This is a genomic window from Stenotrophomonas sp. GbtcB23 (assembly GCF_019091045.1).
In the GTDB taxonomy this organism is placed as follows: domain Bacteria; phylum Pseudomonadota; class Gammaproteobacteria; order Xanthomonadales; family Xanthomonadaceae; genus Stenotrophomonas; species Stenotrophomonas rhizophila_A.
Genome location: NZ_JAGXKC010000001.1, coordinates 77,907 through 103,132 on the forward strand (window position 1 = coordinate 77,907; position 25,226 = coordinate 103,132).

The following is a 25,226-nucleotide window of genomic DNA, read 5'->3' on the forward strand; positions in this document are numbered from 1 at the left end:
GACCGTTGGTCCGCACGTACCATGGATCCGGGTAGGTGCCGACCGTTGGTCGGCACGGCGGTGAATCACTCGGCGTAGATCATCGTGCGGCTCATGCCGCCATCGACGATGTGGTCCTGTCCGGTGATGAAGCCGGACAGGTCCGAGAGCAGGAACACCGCGAGCGCGCCGATGTCTTCCGGCTGGCCGACACGCCCCACCGCATGCTGCGCGTGGTCGCGGCGCGACAGCTTCGGCGTGCGCCGCCGGGCCGGGGCCTGCCAGGCATCGGTGGTGATCCAGCCGGGGCTGATGCTGTTGACCCGCACATCGGGCCCGCTGCTGATCGCCAGCGCGTGGGTAAACGCCACCAGCCCACCCTTCGCCGCCGCATAGGCTTCGCTGTCCGGCTCGGACTGCCAGGCGCGGGTGGAGGCGATGTTGATGATTGACCCGCCGGCCTGCGCGCGCAGCGCCGGCAGTGCGTGCTTGCTGCACAGGAACGCGCCGTGCAGGCTCGACAGGCGGCGCTGCCATTCGGCCAGGGTCATCTCCGCCAGCGGGGTGCCATGCGCGCTGGCGATCCCGGCGTTGTTGACCAGCCCATCAATCCGCGCGAAACGCTTCAGCGTTGCCTTGACCAGCGCCTGCACGCTGCGTTCGCTGGCGACATCCGCGCGCTGGAACGCAGCGCGCTCCGGCAGTGCCCATTCCTTCAGGCAGGCGCGGCCGGCGTCGGCGTCCAGGTCGGCGATCATCACGCTGCCGCCGGCGCCCAGCACCGCCTGCGCGATGCCACGGCCTACGCCCTGCGCGCCACCGGTGACGATCACCACGCGGTCGCGCAGCGGTTGTGCGGGCCAGTCGGTGATGGCGGGGGTCAGTGGCACCGGGGGGTGTCCTTGCGGCCGAGCAGTCGGGTCCAGCCTTCGATGCCCAGCTTGTCCAGCGTTTCGATGTTGCGCTCGACGATCACGTCCGGGTCCGGGAAGGCGGCCACGGCGCGTTCCACGCTGTCTTCGCGCAGCAGGTGCAGGGTCGGGTAGGGCGCGCGGTTGGTGTAGTTGCTCACGTCATCCGGCGCGACCCCGGCGAACTGGTACTGCGGGTGGAAGCTGGCTACCTGCAGGATGCCCTGCAGGTCCAAGGCTTCGATCGCGGCATCGGCGTTGTCGAGGAAGTCGTTGTAATCCAGGAAATCGGTCAGCACGTCCGGGTGCACGATCAGCGTGGTGTCGATCTGCTCGGCCGGGGTGTCGCGCAGCAGCACCAGCTCTTCGGCGAGTTCTTCCACCAGCGCTTCGACGGTGGTGGCGTCGCTGAGCACGAAGCGCACCTGGTCCTTCACGTACACGGCCTTGGCGAACGGACACAGGTTCAGGCCGATGACGATCTGCTCCAGCCAACGCCGGGTTTCCGCGATGGGATCGCTGCCGTCCGGCGCGGTGTCGGCGATGAGGGGCATGTCATTCATGGGCAATCAGTCGCGGAAATTGTCGAACTGCAGAGGTACCTCGAACGTTCCCTTTTTCAGCAGGGCCATCACGTCCTGCAGGTCGTCGCGCTTCTTGCCGGTCACGCGCAGCTTGTCGCCGTTGATCTGGCTGTCGACCTTGAGCTTGGCTTCCTTGATTGCCGCAGCGATCTTCTTGGCGACCTTCTGTTCGATGCCCTGTTTGACCGTGATCTTCTGGCGGGCGCCGGCGAGGTTGGTTTCGATATCGCCGAATTCCAGGCAGGCAGCGTCGATCTTCCGCGCGGTCAGGCGCTGGCGCAGGATGTCGGTCATCTGCTGCAGCTGGAAGTCGCTGGGGGCGGACTGGCTGATGACGCTGTCTTCCAGCACGAACTTCGCGTCCACGCCCTTGAAGTCGAAGCGGGTGGACAGCTCCCGGTTGGCCTGGTCGACCGCGTTGGTCAGTTCGTGGATGTCGACTTCGGAAACGACGTCAAAAGAGGGCATGGGGCAAACTCCTGCAGGTGAAGCCGCCATTCTAACAACCCTGCATGGACGTCCCGGCAAGGGCGGTGATAATGGGCCATGGAATCCCAACGCACCCCCACCCGTGCCGTCGCCTGGATGCTCATGGCCGTGGCCTGCTTCTCGCTGATGGATGCGGGCATGAAGCAGTTGTCCTCCAGCTACCCGACCCTGCAGGTCACCTTCCTGCGTGGCGCGGCGTCGCTGCCGTTCGTGCTGGTCTGGGTGCTGGCCACGGCCGGGCCGCGCTCGCTGATCCCGGTCCGGTGGGGCCTGCACCTGCTGCGCGGGCTGCTCGGCATGGCCATGATCGGGTGCTTCGTGTTCGCCCTGCGCAGCCTGCCGCTGTCCACCGCCTACACCATCTATTTCGTCGCGCCGCTGCTGATCGCCGCGCTGTCGGTGCCGCTGCTCGGTGAATACGTCGGGCCGCGCCGCTGGATCGCCATCGGCATCGGCCTGGTTGGGGTGCTGGTGGTGCTGCGTCCCGGCGTGGATGGCTTCATTTCCATTCCGGGCCTGATGGTGCTGCTGGCCGCCACCGCCTATGCGGTGGCGGCGATCACCGTCAGCATGCTGACCCGCACCGATACGCCGCAGTCGATGGTGGTCTGGTTCCTGGTGATCCTGGCGCTGGGCGCCGGGTTGCTGGCGATCCCGGACTGGCAGCCGCTGCAGCTGCGCCATGGCTGGCTGATCGCCGGCATGGGCCTGGCCGGGGCGGGTGGCCAGGTAGCCCTGACCCGCGCCTTCCAGCTGGGCGAGGCCTCGCTGATCGCCCCGCTGGAATACACCGGGCTGGTCTGGGTGATCGGCTGGGACCTGTTGTTCTGGGACGTGCTGCCGGACCGCTTCACCTGGCTGGGCGCGGCGATCATCGTGGCCTCCGGGCTGTACCTGCTGCACCGCGAGCGGGTCCGCCAGGTGCGGGCGCCGCAGCCGCTGGACCATCCCTGAGCGCCGCCGGGCGGGCGATGACGCCGCCTTATAATCAAACGGAATATGATTCGCTGCTGCCGCGCGGGCCAGGGCCGTCCCGCGCTGGTAGGCTGCACGCCCCCTCCCGTCGATGCCCCGGTTGACCGCGAAGTGATCGAGTTCCAGCGCCTGCACAAATCCTATGCCGTCGGCGGCCGCGCGATCGCCGCGCTGCAGCCGCTCGACCTGACCATCGAGGCCGGCGAAGTGTTCGGCATCATCGGCCATTCCGGCGCGGGCAAATCGACCCTGATCCGGCTGATCAACCGGCTCGAAGAACCCACCGGTGGCCGCCTGCTGATCAACGGCGAGGACGTCACCGCGCTGGACACCGACGGCCTGCGTGCGCTGCGCCGGAAGATCGGCATGATCTTCCAGCACTTCAACCTGCTGTCCTCGCGTACGGTAGCGGCCAACGTGGCCTTCCCGCTGGAGCTGGCCGGTACCCCGCGTGCGGACATCGACGCGCGCGTGGACGAACTGCTGCACACCGTGGGCCTGGAGGCGCACGCCAACAAGTATCCGGCACAGCTGTCCGGCGGCCAGAAGCAGCGCGTCGGCATCGCCCGCGCCCTGGCCACCCGCCCGCAGATCCTGCTGTGCGACGAAGCGACCAGTGCGCTCGACCCGCAGACCACCGCCTCGGTGCTGAAGCTGCTGGGCCGGATCAACCGCGAGCTGGGCCTGACCATCGTGTTGATCACCCACGAGATGGATGTGATCCGCCGCGTCTGCGACCGCGTGGCCGTGCTCGATGCTGGCCACCTGGTAGAAACCGGGCCGGTCACCGAGGTGTTCCTGCACCCGCAGCATCCGACCACGCGCCGCTTCGTCAATGAATCCGAGCAGGTCGACGAAGGCGAGCTGCACAAGGATTTCGACGCCGTGGCCGGGCGCATCGTGCGCCTGACCTTCCTCGGTACCGATACCTATGAGCCGGTGCTGGGCCGCATCGCCCGCGAGACGGGGGTGGACTACAACATCCTGTCCGGCCGCATCGACCGCATCAAGGACACCCCGTATGGCCAGCTGACGGTATCGCTGGTAGGCGGCGACGTTCAGGCCGCGCAGGCCGGCTTCGTTGCCGCCGGCGTCCACCTGGAGGAGCTGCGCCGATGATCATCGCTACTGCGGGCGGGTTCTTCCGCCACCTCGACGCCGCCAAATGGGCCGATATCGGCCAGGCCACCGTCGACACCCTGCTGATGCTGGCCGGCTCACTGCCGCTCACGCTGGCCATCGGCCTGCCGCTGGGCGTGCTGCTGTTCCTGACCGGTTCGCCGCAGCTGCACCGCAAGCCGGTGCTGTATGGCGGGCTGGCGCTGCTGGTCAACCTGCTGCGCTCGGTGCCTTTCATCATTCTCATGATCGTGCTGATTCCGATCACGCTGTGGATGATGGGCACCTCGCTCGGCGTACGCGGTGCGATCGTGCCGCTGGTCATCGGTGCCGCACCGTTCTACGCGCGCCTGGTGGAAACCGCGCTGCGCGAAGTGGATCGTGGCGTGATCGAAGCCAGCCAGGCGATGGGCGCCACCACCTGGCAGCTTGTCAGCCGGGTGCTGCTGCCCGAAGCACGGCCGGGCCTGATCGCCGGCGCCACCGTCACGGTGATCGCCCTGATCGGCTTCACCGCCATGGGCGGCGCGATCGGCTCCGGTGGGTTGGGCGACCTGGCCTTCCGCGACGGCTACCAGCGCTCGCACACCGATGTGGCCCTGGTCACCGTGGTGCTGCTGCTGGTGCTGGTCCAACTGCTGCAGATGCTGGGTGACTGGCTGGTGGGGCGGTATTCGCGCAAGTAAGGGGTGCGCCTGGCGCAATCATTGAGCCTGGCGATACGAACCGGCGATCGGATTGATCCGACGTTCGACCGCGTCGGCATTGCGTGATCCGCGTCTGTGCTATATTCCGTTCAGCGTATTACGCTAAACGGAATGATCCAGTCCTTCCGCTGCCGCCATACGCTTGCCCTGTTCGAAGGCCGATGCCCGCGACGGTTCCGCAGCATCCAGGCGGTTGCCGAGCGCAAGCTGCAGATGCTGGACGCGGCGCAGACCCTGCAGTTCCTGCGCAGTCCGCCCGGCAACCGTCTTGAAGCGCCGGCGGGCGAACGACGAGGGCAGTTCAGCATCCGCATCAATGTCCAATGGCGCGTGTGTTTCACCTGGACGGATGCAGGTCCGTGCCATGTCGAAATCGTTGATTACCACTGAGGATGCCGACCATGAGCCGTGCCGCCAACAAACTGAGGGCCATCCACCCGGGCGAAATCCTGCGGGAGGAATTCATGGTGCCGCTCGAGCTGAGCATCAATGCGCTCGCGCGTGCCCTGGACGTACCGGCCACCCGGCTGCATGCCATCGTGCATGAAACCCGGGGCGTCACCGCGGATACGGCGGCCCGGCTGGCGCGCCATTTCGGCGGTGACGCCGCCTCGTGGCTCGCACTGCAGGCCGAATACGACCTCAAGACCCTGTCTACGTGGCAGGACATCGAACGCAGGGTCATGCCGCGCGTTGCGGCCTGATCACCTTACGTTCGGAACCTCGTAGCCCAGGCGGTCCACCTGCTCGGGGTGCTGCGGCACGCGCTTGAGCTTGTCGGTGTTGACCCCGTACTGGTCGCGCAGGCGGGTGGCCAGTTCCTTGTACAGGTCCTTGTCCATGTCCGGCTTGCGCGCGAAGATCCAGGCCATCTCGCGGCCCGGGTACCCCAGCATCGCCCACGAATAGTCCGGCGCCACTTCCAGTACGCGGGTATGGGTCGGCACCACCTTGTAGAACCAGGTGCGCCAGTTGTGGTTGCCGCTCTCCTCGTCCACCGAGGCACGCACGGTCAGCTCCTGCTGCGGCTGCGAGAAACCGTCGCGGAACCGATAGGTGATCGAGACCTTCTGGTCGCCGCGCAGCGTGTACTGGTTCACGCTGGCCACGTGGCCACGCTCGACCGGGTTCGGCACGCGGCCGATGACGTACCAGGTGCCCATGAACCGCTGCAGGTCGATCGGCGCGCTGGCCGGGGTGCTGACCGTCGGCACCGGGGTCGGCTTGCTGTCGCCGAACGCACAGGCGGACAGCAGCGACAGCGTCGACAGCAGCAGGACAACGCGAAGCGGGCGGTTCGAAGACATGCGGCGAAAAGCTCCAGTGGTGGTACAGGCCATGGGTCGGTCAGCGTGGCTGCAGGCATGGTGGGTGGGACGGAAGAGAACGTCAATGGCGGGAATGCGAAGGTCGCAGCCTGTGAGATGGCAGCACGGCAAGGTGACGCATCACTTTCGCATGGAGCCCTGTCATGACCCTGTCGTCTTCGCGCCGTTGCCGCACCCCGCAGCCTGGCACCCGCGCCCTGCAGGCCCCCGATCCCCGCATCCTGCGGGGCGTTCGCCAGCTGGCCTTGGCCGGTCTGGCCGTGGTGCTGGTGTGGCCGGCCGCGCGTGGCAGCAGTGAATGGGTGGGGTGGTTGCCGATGTGGCTGGTCGGCATGCCGTGCCTGGCGTGGTGGAGCCTGTACCGCTTCCGCCTGCCGACGTCGCTGTTGGCCTGGCAGGCCCGCCGCCGGCGCGGCCCGCAGGCGCGGCGCCGGGTCCGCCGCGCGGCTCCCCGCCTTCGCCCTGACCTTCGACAGGGGGGAGCGGGGCAGGCCGTGTGATAGCGTCCGGGGGATATGACCGCCTGGAGCCGCAATGTCACGACTCGCCTCTGCCTGCCTGATGGCAGGCCTGTTCTCTGCTGGTGCCGCTGGAACCGCGATGGCCGCTGAGACCCCCGCCGATCCCTACGCCTGGCTGGAAGATGTCACCGGCGACACGTCGTTGGACTGGGTCAAGCAGCAGAACGCCAAGTCCGAAGGCCGCCTGGCCCAGACCCCGGCCTTCAAGCAGATGGAAGCCAGCATCCGCGAGGTGCTCGATTCGGATGCCAAGATCCCGGGCGTGCAGAAGATCGGCGAGTACTACTACAACTTCTGGAAGGACAAGCAGCACGAGCGCGGCCTGTGGCGGCGCACCACGCTGGATGAGTACCGCAAGCCGGCCCCGAAGTGGGAGACCGTGCTCGACCTGGACGCGCTGAACAAGGCCGAAGGCGAGAACTGGGTATGGCACGGTGCCGAATGCCTGCGCCCGGAGTACACCCGCTGCCTCATCGCGCTGTCGCGCGGTGGCGCCGATGCCGACGTGACCCGCGAATTCGACCTGGCCAACAAGCGCTGGATCAAGGACGGCTTCTTCCGTCCCGAATCCAAGGGCGGGCTGGGCTGGATCGACCGCGACACCGTGTTCGTCTACACCGATTTCGGCAAGGACAGCATGACCACCTCCGGCTACCCGCGGGTGGCCAAGCTGTGGAAGCGCGGCACGCCGCTGTCGGCGGCCAGCGTGGTCTACGAAGGCAAGCCCGATGACATGTACATCGCGGCGATGCACGACGATACGCCCGGCTATGAGCGCAACCTGGTCAGCCGCACGCTGGCCTTCTACAACAACGAGATCTACCTGCGCGCCGACGATGGCACGCTGACCAAGATCGATGCGCCGAACTCGGCCGAAAAAGGCCTGCGCAAGCAGTGGCTCACCCTGGAGCTGCGCGATCCGTGGACGGTGGGTGGCAAGACCTATGCCGCCGGTTCGCTGCTGATCACCAGGCTGGACGACTTCATTGCCGGCAAGCGTGATTTCGAGGTGCTGTTCGCCCCCACCGCGACCACCTCGCTGGCCGGCTCGAGCTGGACGAAGAACCACCTGGTGCTGAACGTGCTTGATGACGTCAAGAGCCGCCTGCAGGTGCTGACGCCGTCGGCCGAGGGCTGGAAGAAGAGCGACTTCACCGGCGCGCCCTCGTTCGGCACCGTGGCGGTAGGCGCGGTGGATGCCGACGAAAGCGATGCGGTGTGGATGACCGTCACCGACTACCTGACCCCGACCACCCTGGCGCTGGCTGAGATCGGCAAGCAGCCGGAAGTGCTCAAGACCATGCCGGCGTTTTTCGCTGCCGAAGGCAAGGTGATCGAGCAGCACTTCGCCACCAGCAAGGACGGCACCCGCGTGCCGTACTTCGTGGTGCATGCCAAGGACATGAAGCTGGACGGGTCCAACCCGACCCTGCTGTACGGTTACGGCGGCTTCGAGATCTCGCTGACCCCGTCGTACTCCGGCGGCATGGGCCGCGCCTGGCTGGAAAAGGGCGGCGTATATGTGGTGGCCAACATCCGTGGCGGTGGCGAGTACGGCCCGCGCTGGCACCAGGCGGCGCTGAAGCAGAACCGGCACAAGGCGTATGAGGACATGGCCGCAGTCGCCCGCGACCTGGTGAGCCGGAAGATCACCTCGCCCCGGCACCTGGGCGTGCAGGGCGGCAGCAACGGTGGCCTGCTCACCGGCAACATGCTCACCCAGTACCCGGAACTGTTCGGGGCGGTGGTGGTGCAGGTGCCGCTGCTGGACATGAAGCGCTACAGCCACCTGCTGGCCGGCGCCTCGTGGATGGCCGAATACGGCAACCCCGACACCGCCGACTGGGCGTACATTCAAACCTTCTCGCCGTACCACCTGTTCGATCCGAAGAAGACGTATCCTCCGGTGCTGTTCACCACCTCGACCCGTGACGACCGCGTCCACCCGGGCCATGCCCGCAAGATGGCGGCGAAGATGATCGAGGCGGGCAAGGACGTCACCTACTACGAGAACATCGAAGGCGGCCACGGCGGCGCGGCGAACAATGCGCAGGCCGCGCACATGTCGGCGCTGGCCTACAGCTTCCTGTGGGAACGGTTGAAATAACCGGTTTCCGGCCAACGGCCGGGGCTACCCGTCGATGCTTGCCCGCCGCGGCGCGGGCAAGCTTCTCCTCCGGGTGGTGGGGCGTCTGGTTGGCTCCACCCCTTTTGAACGCCGCGCGTGATGCGCGGCGTTTTTTTTCAGCCCTTCCAGGTTTCCAGGCCGCGCGTGATCCTTGCCACGGCTTCTTCCAATCGCGGAATTTCCTGCGTATACGCCAGCCGCACGTGCTGGTTGGCGCGGTAATGCCCGAAATCCAGGCCCGGGGTGAATGCAACGTGCTCGGTTTCCAGGAAGTGCGCGCAGAAGGCCTGCGCGTCATCGGTGAACCCGCTGACGTCGCAATAGAGATAGAACGCGCCTTCCGGTTCGACCTCGATGCGGAAGCCCAACGCCCGCAGGGCGGGCAGCAGGTAGTCGCGGCGTGCCTGGAAGGCGTGGCGGCGCTGCTCGAAGAGGGCGATGGTGTCCGGCTCGAAGCAGGCCAGCGCGGCATGCTGGGCAATGCTGGAGGCGCTGATGTACAGGTTCTGGGCCAGCTTCTCCAGATCCGCCACGGCCTGCGGCGGTGCCACCAGCCAGCCCAGCCGCCAGCCGGTCATGCCGAAGTACTTGGAGAAGCTGTTGAGCACGAACGCCTCGTCGTCGACCTGCAGCACGCTTGGCGCATCCATGCCGTAGGTGAGGCCGTGGTAGATCTCATCCACCACCAGGTGGCCGCCACGCGCCTTCAACGACTGCGACAGCGCAGCCAGCTGCGCCGCCGACAACACCGTACCGGTCGGGTTGGCCGGTGACGCCACCAGCGCACCGACGCTGGCGGCATTCCAATGGGTGTCCACCAGGGATGGGGTCAACTGGTAGGCGGTGTGCGGCCCCACCGGCACCAGTTGCGCCGCGCCTTCCACCAGCCGCAGGAAATGGCGGTTGCACGGGTAGCCCGGGTCGGCCAGCAGCCAATGGCGGTCGGGATCGACCAGCAGGCTGCTGGCCAGCAACAGCGCGCCCGAGCCGCCCGGGGTGACCAGGATCCGCTCCGGGTCCAGGTCCAGGTTGTAGCGGGTGCCGTAGAACCCGGCGATGGCCGCACGCAGGGCCGGCAGCCCGCGCGCGGCGGTGTAGCGGGTATGCCCGGCGGCCAGCGCGGCCTGGCCGGCCTGCACGATGGGCGCGGCCGTGGTGAAGTCCGGCTCGCCGATCTCCAGGTGGATCACATCATGGCCGGCCTGTTCCAACGCCTGCGCGCGGGCCAGCAGGGACATCACGTGGAAGGGTTCGATTTCCTGGCTGCGGCGGCTGTAGCCGGCCGTGGGGATGCGGGTGCTCATGCACCCCATGATAGGCGAGGGCCTGCGCGCTTGCCGTGGGTGCCGCCGCGCCGCCAGACTGGCCACCATTGCATTCACTGGCAAGGAGCCCTATCTCGTGAAATCCCCCCTTCCTTTTCTGGTTGCCACCCTGATGACCGCTTCCGTGCATGCCGCCCCCGCGCTGACCCCACCCGACGCCGAGAAGCATCCGCACGCGGTCACCACTCCGTTCGGTGCGACCCGCAATGACGATTACTACTGGCTGCGGGACGACAAGCGCGAAGCGCCGGCCATGCTGGCCTATTTGAATGCGGAGAACGCCTACACCGACCAGGTGATGGCCCCGCTCAAGCCGCTGCAGGACACCCTGTACAAGGAGATCGTCGGCCGCATCAAGCAGGACGATGCCAGCGTGCCGGCGCGCGAGCGCGGCTACTGGTATTACAGCCGCTACGAAACCGGCAAGGACTACCCGATCCAGGCGCGCCGCAAGGGCAGCATGGACGCGCCGGAAGAAATCCTGCTCGACCTCAACGTGATGGCCGAGGGCAAGGGCTACTTCGACGTGGGCGATGCCGACGTAAGCCAGGACAACCACCTGCTGGCCTGGGCCGAGGACGACGTCGGCCGCCGCCAGTATGTGATCCGTTTCAAGGACCTGCGCACCGGTGAGGTGCTGCCGGACCGCATTGAGAATGTCTCGGCCAACGTGGTCTGGGCCGACGACAACCGCACGCTGTTCTACGTGGAAAACGACCCGGAAACCCTGCTCACCGTGCGGGTGAAGAAGCACGTGTTGGGTACCCCGACCCGCAGCGACGTGCTGGTGTACGAGGAAGCGGACGACAGCTTCTACATGGGCGTGGGCCGCACCCGTGACGACCGCTTCATCACCATCGACCTGCACAGCACCGTCAGCTCGGAAAGCCGCTACGCACCCGCCGCCAACCCGCAGCAGTTTACGGTGCTGGCGCCACGTGCGCGCGATGTGGAATACGACGCCGACCATTTCGGTGGGCGCTGGGTGATCCGCACCAACGATGCCGGTGCGAAGAACTTCAAGATCGTCACCGCGCCCACCGATGCCACCGCACGCAGCCAGTGGACCGACTGGGTGGCGCACGATGACAACGTGCTGGTGGAGGGCTTCGAATTGTTCGACGGCTTCACCGCGATCGCCGAGCGCTCCAACGCGCTGGAGCGGGTGCGCCTGCTGTTCGCCGATGGGCGCCAGGACTACGTCAAGGCCGACGAGCCGGCGTACTCCATGGGGCTGGCCGCCAATCCGGAAGCGGATACGCCGTGGCTGCGCTATGCCTACACCTCGCTGACCACGCCGACCACCACCTACGAGCTCAACACCACCACCGGTGAGCGCCGCCAGCTCAAGCAGCAGCCGGTGATCGGCTATGACCCGGCGCAGTACACCACCGAACGGGTGTGGGTGACCGCGCGTGACGGCGCCAAGGTGCCGGTGTCGCTGGTCTACCGCAACGGTTTCAGGAAGGACGGCACGGGCGCGCTGTATCAGTACGCCTACGGCAGCTATGGCATGTCGATGGACCCGGGCTTCAACCAGACCGTGGTCAGCCTGCTCGATCGCGGCGTGGTGTATGCCATCGCGCACATCCGCGGCGGCGAGGAAATGGGCCGCGCCTGGTACGAGGACGGCAAGCTGTTGAAGAAGCAGAACACCTTCAACGACTTCGTCGATGTCACCCGCGAACTGGTCCGGCAGGGCTATGCCGCCAAGGACCGGGTGGCCGCGTCCGGTGGCAGCGCCGGCGGCCTTCTGATGGGTGCGGTGGCCAACCAGGCCCCGCAGGATTACCGGGTGATGGTGGCACAGGTGCCATTCGTGGACGTGGTGACCACCATGCTGGATGCCAGCATCCCGCTCACCACCAACGAATACGACGAGTGGGGCAACCCGGAAAACCGCGAGTACTACGACTACATGCTGGGTTACTCCCCGTATGACAACGTGCAGCGCCAGGCCTACCCGTCGCTGTTCGTCGGCACCGGGTTGTGGGATTCGCAGGTGCAGTACTGGGAGCCGGCCAAGTGGGTGGCGCGCCTGCGCGACGACAACACCGGCACCGCGCCGATCGTGTTCCGCACGAACATGGAAGCCGGCCACGGCGGCAAGTCCGGCCGCTTCCAGCGTTACCTGGAGCTGGCCGAGTCGTATGCGTTCGTGCTCGACCAGCTGGGCGTCGATACGGCGCCGTAACGCTGCGTGCCGGCGCCGACCATCGCGGTCGGCGCCGGGCCTCGCTATCCTCAGGGCATGACCCTGCCCGAACGCCCCGAGCACCCCGATGCCGCGCCTGCGCGGCCACCGGTGCGCTTCCGCTGGGCCTGGTGGTTGCTTGCCTATGCCAGCCTGGGCACCGGCATCGTCGGCATCTTCGTGCCCGGCCTGCCGACCACGGTGTTCATCCTGATTTCGGCCTGGGCCGCCTCACGCGGTTCCGAGCGCCTGCACACCTGGCTGCTGCAGCACCCACGGTTCGGCCCGGCCATCGGCAACTGGCAGGCGCATGGCGCGGTCAGCCGCAAGGGCAAATGGATGGCCACCCTGACCATGGCGGTGTGCGCCGGCATCATGCTGTGGTGCGTGCCGATCGCCTGGGTGAAGTGGCTGTCGATCGGCTGCATGACGGTGGTGGCGGCGTGGCTGTGGACCCGGCCGTTGCCGCCCTAGCGCTGCCTGGGCCGGCCAACGGCCGGCGCTACCCGCGGCGGCAGTCACCGGTCCGGGCGCACCGGTCCCATCTGGGCGTTCATTGAATCGGCACACCTGTCCTTTCGCTCGCCGCTATACTCGGGCCATGAGCATCCCCCATCGCAATCGCATCCTGATTCCGTTGGCAGCGCTGGCGCTGCTGTTTCTTTCGGCCTGTGGCAACAAGGGCCCGCTGGTCATGCCGCAGAAGCCGGTGCCGGTCGAAGAGCAGGCCGTCGAGCCGGCCGCCGATGCCGAGGCGGTACCGGAAGACACCAACGCCACCGACGATCCGCCGGTCGTGCCCGATCCGGTCGACCCGCAGCTCAACTCCGACGACGGGAATGAGTAAGGCCGCCTCCACCGCGCTGCGCTTCAGCAAGATGCACGGCGCGGGTAACGACTTCGTCGTGCTCGACCTGCGCGACGGTACCCCGGCACCCACCCCGGCATTGGCGGCCCAGCTGGCCAACCGCCACACCGGCGTGGGTTGCGACCAGATCCTGACCATCGAACCGCCGCGCGCGGAAGGCTCGGTTGCGGCCTACCGCATCTGGAATTCGGACGGCTCGCAGTCCGAACAGTGCGGCAACGGCGCGCGCTGCGTCGCGGCCTGGCTGGTGCGCGATGGTGCGGCGCAGGGCGAACGTTTCAACATCGACAGCCCGCTGGCCACCCACGCCATTGAACGTATCGGCGCCGATCATTACGCGGTGGCCATGGGCGTGCCGCGCTTCGAACCGGACCAGGTGCCGTTGCTGGGCTTTGCCCGTGCGCGCGAGGAATACCTGCTGCCGCTGCAGGGCGATACCGTGCGCTTTGGCGCGGTCTCCATGGGCAACCCGCATGCCGTGATCGAAGTCGGCCTGGTCGACGCCGCCCCGGTCGAACGGCTGGGCCCCCTGCTGCAGCAGCACGCGACCTTTCCGCAGTCGGTCAATGTCGGCTTCGTGCAGGTGATCGATCCACAGCATGCGCGCCTGCGCGTGTTCGAACGCGGCGTCGGCGAAACGCTGGCCTGCGGCAGTGGCGCCTGCGCCGCCGCCGTGGTGATGATGCAGCGCGGCCGCCTGCAGCGCGACGCCACGGTGTCGCTGCCGGGGGGCGACCTGCGCCTGCGTTGGCCGGCCGACGACGCCCAGGTGGTGATGTCCGGCCCGGCTGCATTCGTCTTCGAAGGGGAGTGGAACGCATGAGCGACACCATCGAGAAGATCGGCGCACATGAAGTCGCCGCGTGGCTGCGCCGGCACCCGGCGTTCCTGAAGCAGTTCCCGGACCTGGCCTTGACCCTGGTGGTGCCGCGCGACGATGGCCCCACCGCGTCGCTGGCAAGCTACCAGCTGGAAGTGCTGCGCGACAAGAACCGCGAGCTGTCGCGCCGGCTGGCCGACCTGGCGGCCAACGCGCAGGTCAACGAACGCCTGGCCGTGCGCACCCACCAGCTCACGCTGGCACTGATGAAGCAGGACAGCGCCGCCGATACCCTGCGCGCGATGGCCGCCTCGCTGGAGGAAGACTTCGCCGGTGACCTGGTACGGCTGGTGGTGTTGCACCCGGTGCAGGGCCTGGAGCAGGCGCCGTGGCTGCAGGTGATCGAAGAAGGCAGCCCGCTGCTGGCCTCGTTCCGCGATTGCCTGAAGGATGGCGAGCCGATCTGCGGCCGCCTGCAGCCGGAGAAGAACACGGTGCTGTACGGCGGGCGCGTGGATGAAGTGCAGTCCAGCGCATTGCTGCCGTTGCCGGGCGTGGGCCTGATCGCGGTGGGCAGCCATGATGGCAACCGCTTCTACCCGGGCATGGGCACGCTGTTCCTGCGCATGATGGGCGAGGCGCTGGCCGTGGCCCTCAAGCGCTTCGACCCGGCCTGAGACCGCGCCGGCGGCATCCCGCATGAACGCCGTCCAGGATTTCCTCGGGTACCTGCAGGTGGAGCGCCGCGCATCGGCGCACACGCTGGATGCCTACCGACGTGACCTGGCCGCGCTCGATGCCTGGGCGATCCAGCAGGAAGGCAGCGCGGAAGGGCTTGATGGCGCGCAGCTGCGCCAGTTCATCGCGGCCGAACACCGCCGCGGGCTGGCGCCAAAATCACTGCAGCGCCGGCTGTCGGCCTGCCGCAGTTTCTACGCGTGGCTGCTCAAGCACCACCGCATCGCAGTCAGTCCCGCCGCCGGCCTGAAGGCCCCGAAGGCACCGCGCAAATTGCCGCAGGTGCTCGATGCCGACGAAGCGGTGCGCCTGGTGGAACTGCCCACCGATGCACCGCTCGGCTTGCGCGACCGCGCGCTGCTCGAACTGTTCTATTCCTCCGGCCTGCGTTTGAGCGAACTGTGCGCGCTGATCTGGCGCGACCTGGATTTCGCCACCGGTCTGGTCAACGTGCTCGGCAAGGGCAATCGCCAGCGTCGCGTGCCGTTTGGTTCGCACGCGCGCGAGGCGCTGCTGGGATGGCGTGCGGAGAGCGGCGGCGGCGATGCGCAGCCGGTGTTCCCCGGGCGCAAGGGCGGTCCGATCACCCAGCGCGCCGTGCAGATCCGCATCCGCCAGCTGGCCCAGCGCCAGGGCCTGTTCAAGCACGTGCACCCGCACATGCTGCGGCACAGTTTCGCCAGCCATATCCTCGAATCCTCCGGTGACCTGCGCGGCGTGCAGGAGCTGCTGGGTCATGCCGATATCGCCACCACGCAGATCTACACCCACCTGGATTTCCAGCACCTGGCCAAGGTCTACGACGCCGCGCACCCACGGGCAAAGCGGCGCACGGGCGACAACGAAAGCTGAACCGGACCACTGCGTCACCCGGGCGCAGGGCTGGGCGGCTTGAAGGATCGGCCGGTGGCCCCACCTCTGTTCTTGTCACCCCGGAGGCTCCATGGACCCCAGTCAGAACCCCAACGTGTTTCACGCCACCACCATCATTTCGGTGCGCCGCAACGGTCATGTCGCCGTCGCCGGCGATGGCCAGGTCACCCTCGGCCACACCGTCATGAAGGGCAACGCGCGCAAGGTGCGCCGCCTGGGCCGCGAGGGCCAGGTGCTGGCCGGATTCGCCGGTGCCGCCGCCGACGCCTTCACCCTGTTCGAGCTGTTTGAAGCCAAGCTGGAAAAGCACGGCCAGCTGCAGCGTGCCGCCGTGGAGCTGGCCAAGGACTGGCGTACCGAACGCCGCCTGGGCAAGCTCGAAGCCCTGCTCGCCGTGGCCGACAAGGACACCTCGCTGATCATCAGCGGCACCGGTGACGTTATCGAACCGGAAGACGGCATCATCGCGATCGGTTCCGGCGGTTCCTACGCCTTGTCCGCCGCGCGCGCACTGCTGGCGCACACCGAACTGGACGCGCGCACCATCGCCACCGAATCGATCAACATCGCCGGCGACATCTGCATCTACACCAACCGCAACGTGGTGGTCGAGGAGCTTTGACCCTGCGGGTCAGATCGGTAGTGCCGACTGTCAGTCGGCAGCATGGATCAGCAGTAGTGCCGACTGTTAGTCGGCAGCATGGATCAGCAGTAGTGCCGACTGTTAGTCGGCAGCATGGATCAGCAGCCGACTAACAGTCGGCTCTACCGGTCGGCTCTACCTCACCGTTACGTCAGTGTCGCAGGTCCGGACAGCCCTGCCATTTTCCCCAGAATTTTTTGTGAGCGCACCCATGCCGCATAACAACGAATCATCCTCCGCCACCATGACCCCGCGCGAAATCGTGCAGGAGCTGGACCGCCACATCGTCGGCCAGCACGACGCCAAGCGCGCCGTGGCCATCGCCCTGCGCAACCGCTGGCGGCGCATGCAGCTGCCAACCGAGCTGCGCGATGAAGTGATGCCCAAGAACATCCTGATGATCGGCCCGACCGGCGTCGGCAAGACCGAAATCGCACGCCGCCTGGCCACCTTGGCCAAGGCCCCGTTCGTCAAGGTGGAAGCCACCCGCTTCACCGAAGTCGGCTACGTCGGCAAGGACGTCGAACAGATCATCCGCGACCTGGCCGATACCGCCGTCAAGCTGTACCGCGAAATGGCCAAGGTGCGCGTGCGCAACCAGGCCGAAGAGCGTGCCGAAGACCGCATCCTTGACGCACTGCTGCCGCGTCGTGCCGGCGGCATCGGCTTTGATCCGGAAGCCGCCCGCAACGAACCCTCCGCCCAGGACAACGAAACCCGCATCAAGTTCCGCCGCATGCTGCGCAACGGCGAGCTGGACGAGCGCGAGATCGAACTGGAAGTGGCCGCCAACATCGGCGTGGACATCATGACCCCGCCGGGCATGGAGGAAATGGGCCAGCAGCTGCGCCAGATGTTCTCCAGCCTGGGCGGCGGCAAGGCGCAGAAGCGCACCGTCACCATCAAGGCCGCGCGCCCGCTGCTGGTGGAAGAGGAAGCCGGCAAGCTGGTCAACGAAGACGACATCCGCAGCGCCGCGATCGACGCCTGCGAACAGCACGGCATCGTCTTCATCGACGAGATCGACAAGGTCGCCAAGCGCGGCGACAACGTCGGCGGCGGCGATGTCTCCCGCGAAGGCGTGCAGCGCGACCTGCTGCCGCTGGTGGAAGGCTCCAACGTGTCCACCAAGTACGGCACGGTCAAAACCGACCACATCCTGTTCATCGCCTCCGGCGCGTTCCACCTGGCCAAGCCGAGCGACCTGATTCCCGAACTGCAGGGCCGCTTCCCGATCCGCGTGGAACTGGGTGCCCTGAGCAAGCAGGATTTCGTCCGCATCCTGACTGAGCCCAAGGCCGCGCTGACCAAGCAGTACGAAGCGCTGCTGGCCACCGAAGGCGTGACCGTGAACTTCACCGAAGACGCCGTGGATCGGCTGGCCGAAATCGCGTTCCAGGTCAACGAGCGCCAGGAAAACATCGGCGCCCGCCGCCTGCACACCGTGCTGGAACGCCTGCTGGATTCGCTGAGCTATGAAGCCCCGGACCGCGACGGCGAAACCCTGGCCATCGATGCCGCCTACGTCGACAAGCACCTGGGCGAGCTGGTCAAGGATCCGGACCTGAGCCGGTACATCCTGTAAGCGGCGGGTCAACGAGGCAGAGCCGGGCTTTGCCCGGCTGCTCTTCGCTCGAACGTCATGGCGCCTGATGGGCGGCTTCGGAACCTCTAAACGCCGGAATGTTGGCCGTGATCGTCGCGCAAACGCCTTCGGACGGTTGGGCCGCGCTACGCGCGGTGTCCGGCCAACGGCCGGGGCTACGAGTTGTTACGTAACGTCCGGAGATCTGGATATGCCAGCCGACGCCGATGGTTGATTGATCCCGATCCCAATGGCCCCGTAGAAATTCGTAGCCCCGGCCGTTGGCCGGACACCGCGCGCAGCGCGGCCCGAATGTCCGGAGCCGGTGACGTGACCGGTCGGATTCATGCGTCCGGGTGTAAACCCAGACCGAAACCACCCAGCAGTCACCCTTGTCGCCGGCACAGGGGCGACATCGGACCAATCACGCCTCGTCGTCGGTCGGCAGGGCTTCGGGTGGGGCGCCCGGTACGAATACGCCGGGATTTACGAAGGCGCCGAAAACGGCGTCCAGGGTCTGGGTGCCGTCGCGCTGCAGCTCGAACAGTTCCGGTTCCAGCATCGCGCTGTACAGCACGCCGGTCAGGCTGGTGCTGATGATGCGGGCTACCGTGTCCACGTCCACGCCCTCGCGCAGTTGCCCCAGCTCGCGCGCGCGCTCGAATGCCGCGCTGAAAATCGCCAGCTCCTCACGTGACGCCTCCAGCTGCAGCTGCTGCATGGCTTGGCTTTCCACCGAAAGATCGTTGCGCAGCATGATCTCCATCATGTTGCGCAGCCGCTCGTCCGTGGCCAGTTCCCGGAAGGAGACCAGCAGCGCCGAGCGCAGGTCCAGTACCGGCGTGTTGCGCCGTGACGAGGTCGTCCGCCGCAGCCGCTCGATGAACGGCACCCGCTCGCGGTCGATCATCGCCGTCAGCACTTCGGTCTTGTTCTTGAAATGCCAATACACCGCGCCGCGGGTATAGCCCGCGCGCTCGCCGATCATCGCCAGGCTGGTGTTGGCGACCCCGAATTCGTGGAAGCAGCTCTGGGCCGCATCCAGGATGCCTTCCCGGGTGGCCTGCGCCGCTTCTTTGGTTTTTCTGGCCATGGCGCTGTGTGCACGTGCTGGATGAAACCGGCCTGAATTGTACCCGTTTACAAACAAACATGCATGTATGTATATTTACGCCCCACGGCTATCCGGTGAGGCGTGCGCGTACCCGCGCGGGCCCGGCCACCCCCATTCCCGTTCCTGCTGCGAGCCTCCCCATGTCCCGTACCCCGTACCGTCTTCTCGCGCTGTCCCTCGCGATCGCCCTGACCGTGTCCGCCTGCGGCGGGGGAGGTGAAGAGGGTCCGCAGGGCGGGCCGGGGCAGGTCACCGTGGCCACCCTGAAGGCCGAACAGGTCGGCCTCACCCGCGAGCTGCCCGGCCGCACCAATGCCTTCCTGGTCGCCGAAGTTCGCCCGCAGGTCAGTGGCATCGTCGCCAAGCGGCTGTTCACCGAGGGCGGCCTGGTCAACGCCGGCCAGCCGCTGTACCAGGTCGATGACGCCAGCTACCGCGCCGACGCCAACAGTGCCCGCGCCCAGCTGGCCCGCGCCGAAGCCACCGCCAACGCCGCCCGCCTGAGCGCCAAGCGCATCACCGAGCTGGCCAAGGTCGATGCAGTCAGCAAGCAGGACCTGGAAAACGCCGTGGCTGCCCAGAAACAGGCCGAAGCCGATGTCGGCGCCGCCAAGGCCGCCCTGGACGCGGCCAACGTCACCTTGGGCTTTGCCCGGATCACCGCACCGATCAGTGGCCGCATCGGCAAGTCCAGCGTCACCCAGGGCGCGCTGGTCAGCGCCGGCCAGGCCGACGCGCTGGCCACGGTGCAGCAGCTCGACCCGATCTACGTCGACCTGACCCAGTCGGCCAGCGAACTGCTGCAGCTGCGCCGCGAGCTGGCCAGTGGCCGCCTGCAGGACAACCAGAGCCTGCCGGTGACCGTGCTGCTCGACGACGGCACCGAGTTCGACCACAAGGGCACCCTGGAATTCTCCGAAGTCAGCGTCGACCCCACCACCGGCAGCTACGCGCTGCGGGTCAAGGTCGCCAACCCCGACCAGGTGCTGATGCCCGGGATGTACGTGCGTGCCGTGGTCGGTAGCGGCGTGCGCGACAACGCGCTGCTGGTGCCCATGCAGGGCATCGCCCGCGACGCCAAGGGCGACACCAGCGCCATGGTGGTCGGCAAGGACAACAAGGTCGAAGTGCGTCCGGTCAAGGTCAGCCGCGCGCTGGGCAGCAAGTGGCTGGTCGAAGACGGCCTGAAGCCCGGCGACAAGGTCATCGTTGAAGGCCTGCAGAAGATCCAGCCGGGCATGCCCGTGCAGGCCACCGAGATGGGCGCCGCGCCGGCCAAGCCGGCAACGCCGGCGGCCGCGGCCGACAAGCAGTAAGCGGAGAATTCCATGGCTCGTTACTTTATTGATCGCCCCATCTTCGCGTGGGTGATTGCGATCATCATCATGCTCGCCGGTGCGCTGGCGGTGCTCAAGCTGCCGGTGTCGATGTACCCGGAAGTGGCACCGCCCGCCGTCGAGATCAGCGCGTCCTACCCGGGCGCATCGGCCAAGGTGGTCGAGGACTCGGTGACCCAGATCATCGAGCAGAACATGAAGGGCATCGATGGCCTGATCTACTTCTCCTCCAACAGCTCGGCCAACGGCCAGGCCACCATCACCCTCACCTTCGAGAGCGGCACCGATCCGGACATCGCCCAGGTCCAGGTGCAGAACAAGCTGCAGCTGGCCATGCCGCTGCTGCCGCAGGAGGTACAGCGCCAGGGCATCAACGTGGCCAAGTCCAGCAGCGGCTTCCTGCAGGTGATCGGCTTCGTCTCCAACGATGGCAGCATGGATGCCAACGACATTTCCGACTACGTCGGCTCCAATGTCGTCGATCCGCTCAGCCGCGTGCCGGGCGTGGGCAACATCCAGGTGTTCGGCGGCAAGTACGCCATGCGCATCTGGCTGGACCCCAACAAGCTGCACACCTACAAGCTGTCGGTGGACGAAGTCACCGCGGCGATCACTGCACAGAACGCCCAGGTGGCCATCGGCCAGCTCGGCGGCGCGCCGTCGGTGAAGGGCCAGCAGCTCAACGCCACCATCAACGCGCAGGACCGCCTGCAGACCCCGGAACAGTTCCGCAACATCCTGGTCCGCGGCGGTGCCGATGGCAGCGAGCTGCGCCTGGGCGATGTGGCCCGGGTCGAGCTGGGCGCCGAAAGCTATGACTTCGTGACCCGCTACAACGGCAAGCCGTCCAGCGGCATCGCGATCACCCTGGCCACCGGCGCCAACGCGCTGGATACCGCCAACGGCGTGCGCGCCGCGCTGGAGGACCTGAAGGAAAACTTCCCGGCCGGGCTGGAATCGGTAGTGCCGTATGACACCACCCCGTTCGTGCAGGTCTCGATCAAGGGGGTCATCAAGACCCTGATCGAAGCCATCGTGCTGGTGTTCGTGGTGATGTACCTGTTCCTGCAGAACTTCCGCGCCACCCTGATCCCCACCATCGCCGTACCGGTAGTGCTGCTGGGCACGTTCGGCATCCTGGCCGCGCTGGGGTTCTCGATCAACATGCTGACCATGTTCGCCATGGTGCTGGCGATCGGCCTGCTGGTGGACGATGCCATCGTGGTGGTGGAGAACGTCGAACGCATCATGTCCGAAGAAGGGCTGTCGCCGTTGGAGGCCACCCGCAAGTCGATGAGCCAGATCACCGGCGCGCTGGTCGGCATCGGCCTGGTGCTGTCGGCGGTGTTCGTCCCGATGGCCTTCATGAGCGGCTCCACCGGCGTCATCTACCGGCAGTTCTCGGCCACCATCGTGTCCGCGATGGCACTGTCGGTGCTGGTCGCCATCGTGCTCACCCCGGCGCTGTGCGCCACCATGCTCAAGCCGCTGAAGAAGGGCGAGCACCACGTGGCACACAAGGGCCTGGCCGGTCGCTTCTTCGGCGGCTTCAACCGCGGCTTCGACCGTTCCAGCGAAACCTACCAGCGCGGGGTCAAAGGCATCCTGGCGCGGCCGTGGCGCTTCATGGCCATCTTCGTGGCACTGGCCGTGGCCATGGGCGTGCTGTTCGCGCGCCTGCCCAGCTCGTTCCTGCCCAATGAAGACCAGGGCATCCTGATGGCGCTGGTGCAGACCCCGGTCGGCGCCACCCAGGAACGCACCCTCGAGGCGATGTACAAGCTGGAAGACCACTTCCTGAAGAACGAGACCGAGGCGGTGGAGTCGGTGTTCTCGGTGCAGGGCTTCAGCTTCGCCGGCATGGGCCAGAACGCGGGCATGGCCTTCATCAAGCTCAAGGACTGGAAGGAGCGTGATGCCGAGCAGGGCGTGGGCCCGATCACCGGGCGCGCGATGGGCGCGCTGGGCCAGATCAAGGACGCCTTCATCTTCGCCTTCCCGCCGCCGGCCATGCCGGAGCTGGGCATCGGATCGGGCTACACCTTCTTCCTGAAGGACAACAGCGGCCAGGGCCACGAGGCCCTGCTCAACGCGCGCAACCAGCTGCTCGGCGGCGCCGGGCAGAGCAAGCTGCTGGCCAACGTGCGCCCGAACGGCCAGGAAGACACCCCGCAGCTGCGTATCGACGTGGACGTGGAAAAGGCCAATGCACTGGGCCTGTCGACCAGCGCGATCAACAGCACCCTGGCCGCCGCGTGGGGCAGCAGCTACATCGATGACTTCATCGACCGTGGCCGGGTCAAGCGCGTGTACGTGCAGTCCGATGCGCCGTTCCGCATGAACCCGGACGACTTCAACCTGTGGTCGGTGAAGAACAACGCCGGCGAGATGGTGCCGTTCAGCGCCTTCGCCTCCAAGCGCTGGGACTATGGTTCGCCGCGCCTGGAGCGCTACAACGGCGTGTCGGCGATGGAAATCCAGGGTGAGCCCGCACCGGGCGTGGCCTCGGGCGATGCCATGGCCGAGATCGAGCGCATCGCCAAGGACCTGCCGCCGGGCTTCGAGATCGAATGGACCGCGCTGTCCTACCAGGAACGCCAGGCCGGTTCGCAGACGCCGCTGCTGTACACGCTGTCGCTGCTGATCGTGTTCCTGTGCCTTGCCGCGCTGTATGAAAGTTGGAGCGTGCCGACCTCGGTGCTGCTGGTGGCGCCGCTGGGCATCCTCGGTGCGGTGCTGGCCAATACCCTGCGTGGCATGGAACGCGACATCTACTTCCAGGTGGCGATGCTGACCACGGTGGGCCTGACCAGCAAGAACGCGATCCTGATCGTGGAGTTCGCCAAGGAAAACCTGGAGAAGGGCGCAGGCGTGCTGGAAGCCACCATGCACGCGGTACGCGACCGCCTGCGGCCGATCATCATGACCTCGCTGGCATTCGGCCTGGGCGTGCTGCCGCTGGCCATTGCCTCGGGCGCCGGTTCGGGTGCGCAGCGCGCGATCGGTACGGGCGTGCTGGGCGGCATGATCGTCGGCACCGTGCTGGGGCTGTTCTTCATTCCGCTGTTCTTTGTCGTGGTGCAGAAGCTGTTCAACCGCGGCGCCCGGAGCGGTGGGTCCCGACCGTTGGTCGGGACGAACTCCAACGAAGGTGACACCCATGAATAAGGCGCTCCTTGCCCTGGCCATGACCGCCGCCCTCTCCGGCTGCGCCATGCTCGAGCCACGCAGCACCGAGGTCGCCCCGGCGATCCCGGCGCAGTGGCCGGCCACCACCTCCACCGCTGCGGCGGTGCAGGTGGCCGACATCGGCTGGCGCGACTACTTCGTCGACGAGCGGCTGCAATCGCTCATCGCCCAGTCGCTGGAGAACAATCGCGACCTGCGCGTGGCCGTGCTCAATGTGGACAAGGCGCGTGCGCAGTACCGCATCCAGCGTGCCGACCGGGTTCCCGCGCTCGGCGTGCAGGGGCAGATGACCCGTAGCGGTGGCGATGTGCCGGTCACCGAGCAGTTCAGCGCCAACCTGGGTGTGGTCGAGTTCGAACTGGACCTGTTCGGCCGTGTGCGCAACCTGAGCCAGGCGGCGCTGCAGCAGTACTTCGCCGAGGCGGCCAACCGCCGCAACGCGCAGCTGTCGCTGGTGGCCGAAGTGGCCAATGCGTGGTTGACCCTGGGCGCCGACAGCGAGCAGCTGAAGATCGCAAAGGCCACCCTGGCCACCCATGAGGATTCGCTGCGCCTGAGCGAGGCGCGCCACCAGCTGGGCGGTGCCTCGGCGCTGGAACTGAGCCAGACCCGCACGCTGGTGGAAACCGCGCGCACCGATGTTGCCCGCTACCAGGGCCAGGTCGCGCAGGACCGCAACGCGCTGGCGCTGCTGGCCGGTGGCCCGATCGACGAGGCGTTGCTGCCCGACAGCGAAGCCACCGACGTAGCCGCCGTGCGCGCGGTGCCGGCGGGCGTGCCCGGTGAGGTGCTGCTGCGCCGCCCGGACGTGATGGCGGCCGAGCACACGCTGCTGGCGGCCAACGCCAACATCGGCGCCGCACGCGCGGCGTTCTTCCCGTCGATCAGCCTCACCGGCAGCGTTGGGTCCACCTCGTCGGAGCTGTCGGGGTTGTTCGATGCCGGCACCCGCGCGTGGAGCTTCATGCCCACGCTGAACCTGCCGATCTTCCAGGGCGGCAAGCTGCGCGCCGGGTTGGGCGTGGCCAATGCCAACCGCGATATCGCGCTGGCGCAGTACGAGAAGGCGATCCAGTCCGGGTTCCGCGAGGCCGCCGACGCACTGGCGCTCAACGACAGCCTGGACGCGCAGCTGGCGTCACAGCAGGCGCTGGTGGCGGCGGCCGAACAGGCACGGACGCTGTCGCAGGCGCGCTATGACGCTGGGCTGGACAGCTTCCTGACCCTGTTGGACGCTCGGCGGACCGCGTACACCGCACGGCAGTCGCTGGTGACCACGCAGTTGAACCGGTTGTCCAACCAGGTGGCCCTGTACAAGGTGCTGGGTGGGGGATGGTATGAACGCGGCGATGTGGCCGCGCGGTAACTACCGATTCCGTGCCTTTTCCAGGGCTTTGGTCGCATCGCGCGCCATCTGTTCGTAGGTGCGGCGGATCTCTTCCAGCCGCTCCTCGTCCAGTTCTTCAAGATCCAGCAGTTCGTTGTTGGCCGCCGCGGTCACCCGGATCAGCTCGTCGAGCTTGATCTGGATGGCGGCGGTGTCGGCGTTCTGGCTGTGCTGGATCAGGAACACCATCAGGAATGTGATGATGGTGGTGCCGGTGTTGATCACCAGCTGCCAGGTGTCGTTGAACTTGAATACGGGCCCCGAGAGGGCCCAGATCAGCACGATGCTGACCGCACCGAGGAAGGTCCACGGCGTACCCGCCGCGTAGGACGCCTTCTTGGCGACGAGGTTGAACACGCTGCGAAGTTTCATGGGAACCGGAACGCTGGAACGGGTCCCATCAATGGCAGGC

General features: G+C 67.0%; 25 protein-coding genes. 18 read left to right on the forward strand and 7 right to left on the reverse strand.

Annotation, left to right across the window (positions count from 1 at the left end; translation table 11 throughout):
* Nucleotides 1-65: 65 nt before the first annotated feature.
* The 3 genes from KVS69_RS00385 to KVS69_RS00395 are packed head-to-tail and all read right to left on the reverse strand — an operon-like array spanning nt 66 to nt 1,942.
* Nucleotides 66-869, reverse strand: a complete 804-nt coding sequence (locus KVS69_RS00385) for an SDR family oxidoreductase (protein WP_217535712.1) — start codon at nt 867-869, stop codon at nt 66-68.
* The gene (locus tag KVS69_RS00390; protein WP_095362992.1) at nt 860-1,453 is read right to left on the reverse strand and encodes a DUF1415 domain-containing protein; all 594 of its coding nucleotides are present in this window, start codon (nt 1,451-1,453) and stop codon (nt 860-862) included. The genes KVS69_RS00385 and KVS69_RS00390 overlap by 10 nt, the downstream gene beginning before the upstream one ends.
* A 6-nt stretch (nt 1,454-1,459) precedes the next feature.
* Nucleotides 1,460-1,942 carry a YajQ family cyclic di-GMP-binding protein gene (locus KVS69_RS00395; RefSeq protein WP_095362991.1) on the reverse strand — a complete coding sequence of 161 codons (483 nt, stop codon included), beginning with the start codon at nt 1,940-1,942 and terminating at the stop codon, nt 1,460-1,462.
* 78 nt (nt 1,943-2,020) lie between these two features.
* On the opposite strand from KVS69_RS00395, the gene KVS69_RS00400 reads away from it, so the two are divergent.
* The 5 genes from KVS69_RS00400 (at nt 2,021) to KVS69_RS00420 (ending at nt 5,468) form a co-directional block, all read left to right on the forward strand.
* Nucleotides 2,021-2,917 carry a DMT family transporter gene (locus tag KVS69_RS00400; RefSeq protein ID WP_217535713.1) on the forward strand — a complete coding sequence of 299 codons (897 nt, stop codon included), beginning with the start codon at nt 2,021-2,023 and terminating at the stop codon, nt 2,915-2,917.
* Between the two features lie 132 nt (nt 2,918-3,049).
* Nucleotides 3,050-4,057 (forward strand): methionine ABC transporter ATP-binding protein, encoded by a 1,008-nt coding sequence (locus KVS69_RS00405; protein WP_217535859.1) that lies wholly within the window; start codon nt 3,050-3,052, stop codon nt 4,055-4,057.
* Nucleotides 4,054-4,743, forward strand: a complete 690-nt coding sequence (locus KVS69_RS00410; protein WP_217535714.1) for a methionine ABC transporter permease — start codon at nt 4,054-4,056, stop codon at nt 4,741-4,743. Before KVS69_RS00405 ends, KVS69_RS00410 begins: the two co-directional genes overlap by 4 nt.
* 132 nt (nt 4,744-4,875) lie before the next feature.
* Nucleotides 4,876-5,154, forward strand: a complete 279-nt coding sequence (locus KVS69_RS00415; RefSeq protein ID WP_217535715.1) for a type II toxin-antitoxin system RelE/ParE family toxin — start codon at nt 4,876-4,878, stop codon at nt 5,152-5,154.
* A gap of 11 nt (nt 5,155-5,165) precedes the next feature.
* Nucleotides 5,166-5,468: a HigA family addiction module antitoxin gene (locus KVS69_RS00420; protein ID WP_095363104.1), complete on the forward strand. Its 303-nt coding sequence runs from the start codon at nt 5,166-5,168 to the stop codon at nt 5,466-5,468.
* Here the strand turns inward: KVS69_RS00420 and KVS69_RS00425 are convergent, their stop codons facing one another.
* The gene (locus tag KVS69_RS00425; protein WP_217535718.1) at nt 5,469-6,071 is read right to left on the reverse strand and encodes a lipocalin family protein; all 603 of its coding nucleotides are present in this window, start codon (nt 6,069-6,071) and stop codon (nt 5,469-5,471) included.
* A 164-nt stretch (nt 6,072-6,235) separates the two neighbouring features.
* Between KVS69_RS00425 and KVS69_RS00430 the strand changes: the two genes are divergently transcribed.
* Nucleotides 6,236-6,592, forward strand: a complete 357-nt coding sequence (locus tag KVS69_RS00430) for a hypothetical protein (protein WP_217535720.1) — start codon at nt 6,236-6,238, stop codon at nt 6,590-6,592.
* Nucleotides 6,593-6,626: 34 nt separating this feature from the next.
* Entirely contained in the window at nt 6,627-8,720 is a 2,094-nt protein-coding gene (locus KVS69_RS00435) for a prolyl oligopeptidase family serine peptidase (RefSeq protein ID WP_217535722.1), read from the forward strand.
* 137 nt (nt 8,721-8,857) lie between these two features.
* On the opposite strand, the gene KVS69_RS00440 is transcribed toward KVS69_RS00435, so the two are convergent.
* Entirely contained in the window at nt 8,858-10,045 is a 1,188-nt protein-coding gene (locus tag KVS69_RS00440) for a pyridoxal phosphate-dependent aminotransferase (RefSeq protein ID WP_176472591.1), read from the reverse strand.
* A gap of 97 nt (nt 10,046-10,142) precedes the next feature.
* Here KVS69_RS00440 and KVS69_RS00445 point away from each other — a divergent pair, with 97 nt between their 5' ends.
* The 8 genes from KVS69_RS00445 to hslU all read left to right on the forward strand — a co-directional run bounded on the left by KVS69_RS00445 (nt 10,143) and on the right by hslU (nt 17,787).
* On the forward strand, nt 10,143-12,260 hold the full coding sequence (locus KVS69_RS00445; RefSeq protein ID WP_217535724.1) for a S9 family peptidase: 2,118 nt from the start codon (nt 10,143-10,145) through the stop codon (nt 12,258-12,260).
* 57 nt (nt 12,261-12,317) lie between these two features.
* Nucleotides 12,318-12,734 carry a YbaN family protein gene (locus KVS69_RS00450; protein WP_095362982.1) on the forward strand — a complete coding sequence of 139 codons (417 nt, stop codon included), beginning with the start codon at nt 12,318-12,320 and terminating at the stop codon, nt 12,732-12,734.
* A gap of 127 nt (nt 12,735-12,861) precedes the next feature.
* Nucleotides 12,862-13,107, forward strand: coding sequence for a lipoprotein (locus KVS69_RS00455; RefSeq protein WP_068854065.1), 246 nt, complete (start codon nt 12,862-12,864; stop codon nt 13,105-13,107).
* Complete coding sequence (gene dapF, locus KVS69_RS00460) at nt 13,100-13,951, forward strand: diaminopimelate epimerase (RefSeq protein WP_093533983.1); 852 nt, start codon at nt 13,100-13,102, stop codon at nt 13,949-13,951. The genes KVS69_RS00455 and dapF overlap by 8 nt, the downstream gene beginning before the upstream one ends.
* A complete protein-coding gene (locus KVS69_RS00465) occupies nt 13,948-14,625 on the forward strand; it encodes a DUF484 family protein (protein WP_068854063.1) in 678 nt (225 codons plus the stop codon). The genes dapF and KVS69_RS00465 overlap by 4 nt, the downstream gene beginning before the upstream one ends.
* 22 nt (nt 14,626-14,647) lie before the next feature.
* Nucleotides 14,648-15,538 carry a tyrosine recombinase XerC gene (xerC, locus tag KVS69_RS00470; protein ID WP_093533981.1) on the forward strand — a complete coding sequence of 297 codons (891 nt, stop codon included), beginning with the start codon at nt 14,648-14,650 and terminating at the stop codon, nt 15,536-15,538.
* Between the two features lie 91 nt (nt 15,539-15,629).
* Nucleotides 15,630-16,181 (forward strand): ATP-dependent protease subunit HslV, encoded by a 552-nt coding sequence (gene hslV / locus KVS69_RS00475; RefSeq protein ID WP_017356659.1) that lies wholly within the window; start codon nt 15,630-15,632, stop codon nt 16,179-16,181.
* 232 nt (nt 16,182-16,413) lie between these two features.
* The gene (hslU, locus tag KVS69_RS00480; protein ID WP_254621945.1) at nt 16,414-17,787 is read left to right on the forward strand and encodes an ATP-dependent protease ATPase subunit HslU; all 1,374 of its coding nucleotides are present in this window, start codon (nt 16,414-16,416) and stop codon (nt 17,785-17,787) included.
* A gap of 424 nt (nt 17,788-18,211) precedes the next feature.
* On the opposite strand, the gene KVS69_RS00485 is transcribed toward hslU, so the two are convergent.
* On the reverse strand, nt 18,212-18,880 hold the full coding sequence (locus KVS69_RS00485; protein WP_217535733.1) for a TetR family transcriptional regulator: 669 nt from the start codon (nt 18,878-18,880) through the stop codon (nt 18,212-18,214).
* A gap of 161 nt (nt 18,881-19,041) precedes the next feature.
* Between KVS69_RS00485 and smeD the strand changes: the two genes are divergently transcribed.
* The 3 genes from smeD to KVS69_RS00500 are packed head-to-tail and all read left to right on the forward strand — an operon-like array spanning nt 19,042 to nt 24,793.
* A complete protein-coding gene (gene smeD / locus KVS69_RS00490; RefSeq protein ID WP_217535735.1) occupies nt 19,042-20,217 on the forward strand; it encodes a multidrug efflux RND transporter periplasmic adaptor subunit SmeD in 1,176 nt (391 codons plus the stop codon).
* Nucleotides 20,218-20,229: 12 nt separating this feature from the next.
* A complete protein-coding gene (gene smeE / locus KVS69_RS00495; protein ID WP_217535749.1) occupies nt 20,230-23,406 on the forward strand; it encodes a multidrug efflux RND transporter permease subunit SmeE in 3,177 nt (1,058 codons plus the stop codon).
* On the forward strand, nt 23,399-24,793 hold the full coding sequence (locus KVS69_RS00500) for an efflux transporter outer membrane subunit (RefSeq protein ID WP_217535752.1): 1,395 nt from the start codon (nt 23,399-23,401) through the stop codon (nt 24,791-24,793). Before smeE ends, KVS69_RS00500 begins: the two co-directional genes overlap by 8 nt.
* Here KVS69_RS00500 and KVS69_RS00505 read toward each other — a convergent pair whose 3' ends face one another.
* A complete protein-coding gene (locus tag KVS69_RS00505) occupies nt 24,794-25,186 on the reverse strand; it encodes a low affinity iron permease family protein (RefSeq protein ID WP_217535755.1) in 393 nt (130 codons plus the stop codon).
* Nucleotides 25,187-25,226: the final 40 nt, after the last annotated feature.